At 57.3% G+C, this 5,898-nt stretch carries 6 protein-coding genes; 4 read left to right on the top strand and 2 right to left on the bottom strand.

The genetic code is table 11. From position 1 onward, the window contains the following. Positions 1–335: 335 nt before the first annotated feature. Together AC1DWM_RS29795 and AC1DWM_RS29790 are read right to left on the bottom strand one after the other, a co-directional pair. Positions 336–1,556 carry a CaiB/BaiF CoA transferase family protein gene (locus AC1DWM_RS29795; RefSeq protein WP_223521795.1) on the bottom strand — a complete coding sequence of 407 codons (1,221 nt, stop codon included), beginning with the start codon at positions 1,554–1,556 and terminating at the stop codon, positions 336–338. A 13-nt stretch (positions 1,557–1,569) separates the two neighbouring features. Further along, positions 1,570–2,751, bottom strand: a complete 1,182-nt coding sequence (locus AC1DWM_RS29790; protein ID WP_223521796.1) for an acyl-CoA dehydrogenase — start codon at positions 2,749–2,751, stop codon at positions 1,570–1,572. Positions 2,752–2,909: 158 nt separating this feature from the next. Here AC1DWM_RS29790 and AC1DWM_RS29785 point away from each other — a divergent pair, with 158 nt between their 5' ends. The 4 genes from AC1DWM_RS29785 to AC1DWM_RS29770 all read left to right on the top strand — a co-directional run. After that, entirely contained in the window at positions 2,910–3,809 is a 900-nt protein-coding gene (locus AC1DWM_RS29785) for a LysR family transcriptional regulator (protein WP_223521798.1), read from the top strand. Between the two features lie 435 nt (positions 3,810–4,244). Beyond that, entirely contained in the window at positions 4,245–5,366 is a 1,122-nt protein-coding gene (locus AC1DWM_RS29780; protein WP_477796847.1) for a Re/Si-specific NAD(P)(+) transhydrogenase subunit alpha, read from the top strand. A gap of 11 nt (positions 5,367–5,377) precedes the next feature. Further along, positions 5,378–5,728 carry an NAD(P) transhydrogenase subunit alpha part 2 gene (locus tag AC1DWM_RS29775; RefSeq protein ID WP_223521821.1) on the top strand — a complete coding sequence of 117 codons (351 nt, stop codon included), beginning with the start codon at positions 5,378–5,380 and terminating at the stop codon, positions 5,726–5,728. Continuing rightward, positions 5,725–5,898: NAD(P)(+) transhydrogenase (Re/Si-specific) subunit beta (locus AC1DWM_RS29770; protein ID WP_477796848.1), on the top strand; the 174-nt coding region annotated here is incomplete at its 3' end. The genes AC1DWM_RS29775 and AC1DWM_RS29770, both read left to right, overlap by 4 nt.

The following is a 5,898-nucleotide window of genomic DNA, read 5'->3' as shown; positions in this document are numbered from 1 at the left end:
GTTTCCTTTGTAACTTCAACCACTTGCGCTTTCGATCTCTCGTCAGCGGGAGGCGAATTCTACAGCGTTACACGCTGCTGTCAACACCTCTTTTTCAACTCCTTTCGGGCTTCGATGAACTGAAGCCGCTTGCTGCCGAAAACTGCGTAACTCTTTGTTTACCAAGGAGTTTTCCGTTTCGACTGCGCCGGAAGTGGGGCGAATTATAGACATCCAGAATCTGCCGTCAAGCACTGATTTGGGTTACCTATCAATAACTTGCCAAAAGGCGGAAAACCACCCGATCCCTCTCTATATACAGGAGCAATATAGCTCCCTCTATATAGAGGGAATCCTCAGAGCACCCCAGCCTCTTTGAAAGCTGCCACTGCACCCGCTCCCAGCCCCAGCACACGCTGCAAAACCTCCTGCGTATGCTCACCCAACAAAGGAGGAGCATTGCGGTATTCCACCGGTGTCTCAGACAAACGGATAGGGCTCGCCACCTGCGGCACCATCCCTGCCAACGCATGGGGCATTTCAATCGCCAACCCACGCGCCTTGACCTGAGGATCAGCAAACATCTGCGCCAGATCATTGATCGGACCACATGGCACACCAGCCTGCTCAAGCTGCAACACCCATTCAGCAGTGGTCTTGAACACCGTCGCCTGACGGATCAGCGGAATCAATACCGCCCGATTCGCTACTCGCATCTTGTTTGTCGCAAAGCGCGGGTCATCCGCCCACTGCGATTGCCCGGCCACTTCGGCAAACTTGCGGAATTGACCATCGTTACCCACGGTGAGGATGAAGTCGCCATCCGCTGTAGGAAAGTCCTGATAAGGCACGATGTTGGGATGGGCATTACCCAAGCGCTTCGGTGCATTGCCTGTCGTCAGGTAGTTCATCGCCTGGTTGGCCAGGCACGCGACTTGGACATCCAGCAATGCCATATCGATATGCTGGCCGCCACCGTCGTGATCCCGATGCGCAAGCGCCGCCAGAATCGCTACCGTCGAGTAAAGCCCGGTCAAGATGTCTGTCAGCGCCACACCGACTTTCACCGGCCCGGCCCCCTCAGCCCCTTCGGGTCGCCCCGTCAGGCTCATCAGACCACCCAGCCCCTGGATCATGAAGTCATAACCCGCACGCTTGGCGTAAGGGCCAGTCTGACCAAACCCGGTAATCGAGCAATAAATCAGATTCGGATTAATTGCCTTGAGCGACGCATAGTCCAGCCCATAAGCCGCCAACCCACCGACCTTGAAGTTCTCGATCAGAATGTCCGACTTGGCCGCCAAATCCCGCACCAACTTCTGGCCTTCCGGACGCGTAAAGTCGATGGTGACCGATTGTTTGTTGCGGTTGGCCGACAAGTAATAAGCGGCCTCGCTGGTGTTTTCACCATAGGCGTCTTTAAGGAAAGGAGGCCCCCAGGCGCGCGTGTCATCGCCATTGCCCGGGCGCTCGACCTTGATCACCTCAGCGCCAAGGTCTGCAAGGATCTGCCCGGCCCAAGGCCCGGCCAGTACCCGCGATAAATCCAGTACCCGCAGATGCGAAAGCGCGCCCATGGCCGTTCTCCTATTAATAGAACGCCTGGATGCCAGTCTGCGCGCGACCGAGAATCAGTGCGTGGACGTCATGCGTACCTTCATAGGTATTCACTACTTCCAGGTTAACCAAATGGCGAGCGACACCGAACTCATCGGAGATGCCGTTTCCACCCAGCATGTCACGCGCCATGCGAGCGATGTCCAGGGACTTGCCGCAAGAGTTGCGCTTCATCATCGAAGTGATCTCGACCGCCGCAGTGCCTTCGTCTTTCATACGACCCAGACGCAGGCAGCCTTGCAGCGCCATGGTGATTTCGGTCTGCATGTCAGCGAGCTTCTTCTGGATCAGCTGAGTGGCAGCCAAAGGACGACCGAATTGCTGACGATCCAGGGTGTATTGGCGAGCGGTGTGCCAGCAGAACTCGGCAGCGCCCAGTGCGCCCCAGGAAATGCCATAACGCGCCGAGTTGAGGCAGGTAAAAGGACCTTTCAAACCACGGACGTCCGGAAAGATGTTCTCTTCAGGGACAAACACGTTGTCCATGACGATTTCGCCTGTGATGGATGCACGCAAGCCAACCTTGCCGTGAATCGCCGGAGTACTCAGGCCTTTCCAGCCCTTCTCCAGAACAAAACCACGGATGTCGCCAGCGTCATCTTTACCCCAGACCACGAACACATCAGCAATCGGGCTGTTGGTGATCCACATCTTGTTGCCGGTCAGGCTGTAGCCGCCTTCCACTTTGCGCGCACGAGTAATCATCGCGCCTGGGTCGGAACCGTGGTTAGGCTCTGTCAGGCCGAAGCAACCAATCCACTCACCGGTGGCCAGTTTCGGCAGGTACTTCTGCTTTTGGGCTTCAGTGCCGAATTCATTGATCGGCACCATCACCAGCGAAGACTGCACACTCATCATCGAGCGGTAGCCGGAGTCGACACGCTCGACTTCACGAGCAATCAGGCCGTAGCTGACGTAGTTGAGGCCGCTGCCACCGTACTGTTCAGGGATGGTCGCGCCCAACAGGCCGATTTCGCCCATTTCACGGAAGATCGCTGGATCAGTCTTCTCATGGCGGAAAGCTTCGAGTACGCGCGGTGCGAGCTTCTGCTGAGCGAATTGCTCGGCAGTGTCGCGAATCATGCGTTCTTCTTCAGTGAGCTGTTGATCCAGCAGCAGAGGATCGATCCAGTTGAAGCTAGCTTTACCGCCCATGAGTGTGTCCTCTCGAATCGGGGTCAAATTGCGTGGACTGATCCTAGGCCGGGTTCCGCATTACGGCAAACGAGGATTTTGCATACTGTTGTGCTAATTTCTCACTCCGAAACATCGCAAAAGTGCTTTTATGCGATGCATTAGTGAGGTTGACGTACATGCGTAGGAAAATCCCCAGCACTACAGCCCTGATCAGCTTCGAAGCGGCCGCACGCCACGAAAGCTTTACCAAAGCCGCCCTGGAGCTTTCGCTGACTCAGGGCGCCATTTGCCGACAGATCGCCAGCCTGGAGGAGTTCCTCAGCGTCGAACTTTTCCGACGCTCGCGGCGTGGGGTGAAGCTGACGGAAGCCGGCCTTTCCTACAGCCGCCGCGTGGCCACCCAGCTCGACGCAGTGGAGCGGGACACGCTGTCAGTGATGGGGCAACAGGGCGCCAACGTGATCGAACTGGCAGTGGTTCCGACCTTTGGCACTCAGTGGCTGCTACCGCGACTCAAGGACTTCCAGCAGAAGCACCCGGAAGTGACGGTCAACCTTACGAACCGTACTCGACCCTTTCTGTTTGCCGACACCGACTTCGATGCGGCGATCTATTTCGGCGATGCCGACTGGTCAGGTACCGAATCCCACAGGTTGATGGGTGAAAATCCGATGCCGGTGTGCAGCCCGAACCTATTGGGAAAAAAGACCACTCTGACGCCCGGCGAGATTGCCGAACTCCCACTGCTGCAACAGACCACCCGCCCTTATGCATGGCGTCAGTGGTTCAACTCCAGGAACCTGAATATCCCTCGGGACATGACAGGACCGCGCTACGAGCTATTCTCCATGCTTGCCCAGGCGGCCATGCACGACATGGGCATCGCGCTGATTCCACCGTTCCTGATTCAGCGTGAATTGGCGGAGAAGCGCCTGGTGATTGCCAACACTCAAGCATTGTCGAGCATCAAGGCTTATTACCTGATGATTCCCGAGCGAAAGGTGGAATCGGCCTCTTTAAAGGCATTTCGTGACTGGCTGCTCAATCAGGCACACAGCTACAACCTAGAAGGATAAAGGCTTTAGCCCAATAACTGACCCCGTAGTCAGCAAATACAAAGCCCTACAGATATAACTATATGTCGCATATCCAAAGACTGTACTGAAAAGCGGCACAAACGTCCCACAAGCGCCTGACGACGTGGCTTTGAGCCGCTATTGGCGGGCGATGATGCCTCATTCACAGTAAAGATATGTAAATTACCAAATTTCGACAAAACCCCTTACAAGTCACGGCCTACAAGGGATTGACCCCGTCAGTTGCGACATTCGGTCACGGGGTGACTTGTAGTTAATTTTCCGTCACCCGTCATAATCCCTTGAAGGGCACAAAATTCGCCTGCAAAATGCCGCGCCCCGTCCAGATTTGGCGGGATCGTGCTGATCGGCCGCCCCAGCCGCACCATCCGAAGTGCCTGGGTTTACTCAATAAGATCACGCAGGAGATTTGACGTGCACATTGGTGTTCCTCTCGAAACCCAGACGGGTGAAACACGGGTTGCTGCAACCCCTGAAACCATCAAGAAGCTGATCGGCCAGGGYCATAAGGTCACTGTRCAAAGCGGCGCCGGCATTAATGCCAGYGTTGTCGACAGTGCYTATGAAGCGGCAGGCGCAACGATTGGCAGCGCCAACGATGCGTTTGGTGCCGAGCTGATTCTCAAGGTGGTCGCCCCCAGCGACAGCGAGCTGACGCTGATAAAGAGCGGCACCGTTGTGGTGGGCATGCTCAAYCCGTTCAGCAAYGAAACCATCGCCAAACTGGCCGAGTGCGGCATTACCGCGTTCGCGCTGGAAGCCGCGCCTCGCACCTCCCGTGCRCAGAGCCTGGATGTGCTGTCCTCTCAGGCGAACATCGCCGGYTATAAAGCCGTGTTGCTGGCCGCTCACCACTATCCGCGCTTCATGCCGATGCTGATGACYGCTGCGGGCACCGTGAAAGCGGCGCGCGTGCTGATTCTCGGCGCCGGTGTGGCYGGGYTGCAGGCCATTGCTACGGCGAAACGTCTGGGTGCAGTGATCGAAGCGTCCGATGTGCGTCCTGCAGTAAAAGAGCAGATCGAATCCCTCGGCGCCAAGTTCGTCGACGTGCCTTACGAGACCGATGAAGAGCGCGAATGTGCCGTCGGTGTCGGCGGTTACGCGCGACCAATGCCGGCCAGCTGGATGCAACGTCAGGCCCTGGCCGTGCACGAACGCGCCAAGCAGGCTGACATCGTCATCACTACTGCACTGATCCCGGGCCGCAAGGCACCGACGCTGCTAAGCGCGGAAACCGTGGCGCAGATGAAGCCGGGKTCGGTRGTCATCGACCTCGCAGCAGCTCAGGGCGGCAACTGCCCGTTGACCGTGGCGGATCAAGTGGTAGTCGAGAATGGCGTGATCATTTGCGGCCCGACCAACCTGGCCGGCGCGGTAGCGGCAGACGCTTCGGCACTGTACGCACGCAACCTGCTGGACTTCATGAAACTGTTGTTCGATAAAGAAGGACAACTGGTGATCAACCTTGAAGACGATATCGTCGCCGCGTGCCTGATGTGCCGCGACGGCCAGATCGTGCGCAAGAACGGCTGAGGATAAAAACAATGGAAGACATGCTGATCTCTCACGGTATCTACAACCTGATCATCTTCGTGCTGGCCATCTATGTCGGCTACCACGTGGTCTGGAACGTGACACCTGCACTGCACACACCGCTGATGGCGGTCACTAACGCCATCTCGGCCATCGTGATCGTCGGCGCCATGCTCGCCGCCGCCCTCACCGTGACCCCGCTGGGCAAGACCATGGGCACCCTGGCCGTGGCCCTGGCCGCGGTCAACGTATTTGGTGGCTTCCTGGTGACCCGGCGCATGCTGGAAATGTTCAAGAAGAAAGCGGCCAAAGCTCCGGCAGCCAAGACCGAAGCAGTCAAGGCTGAGGTGCAACAAGCATGAGCATGAACCTGGTTACTTCCCTGTATTTGATCGCCTCGGTCTGCTTCATCCAGGCGCTCAAGGGCCTCTCGCACCCCACCACGTCGCGTCGCGGCAACCTGTTCGGCATGCTCGGCATGGGCCTGGCGATCCTTACCACTGTCGGCCTGATCTACAAGCTACAAGCTCGG

It is taken from the genome of Pseudomonas sp. P4_C8, assembly GCF_056401975.1.
Note: the sequence above shows the minus strand (reverse complement) of the source record. Positions and strands in the feature narration are given on the sequence as shown.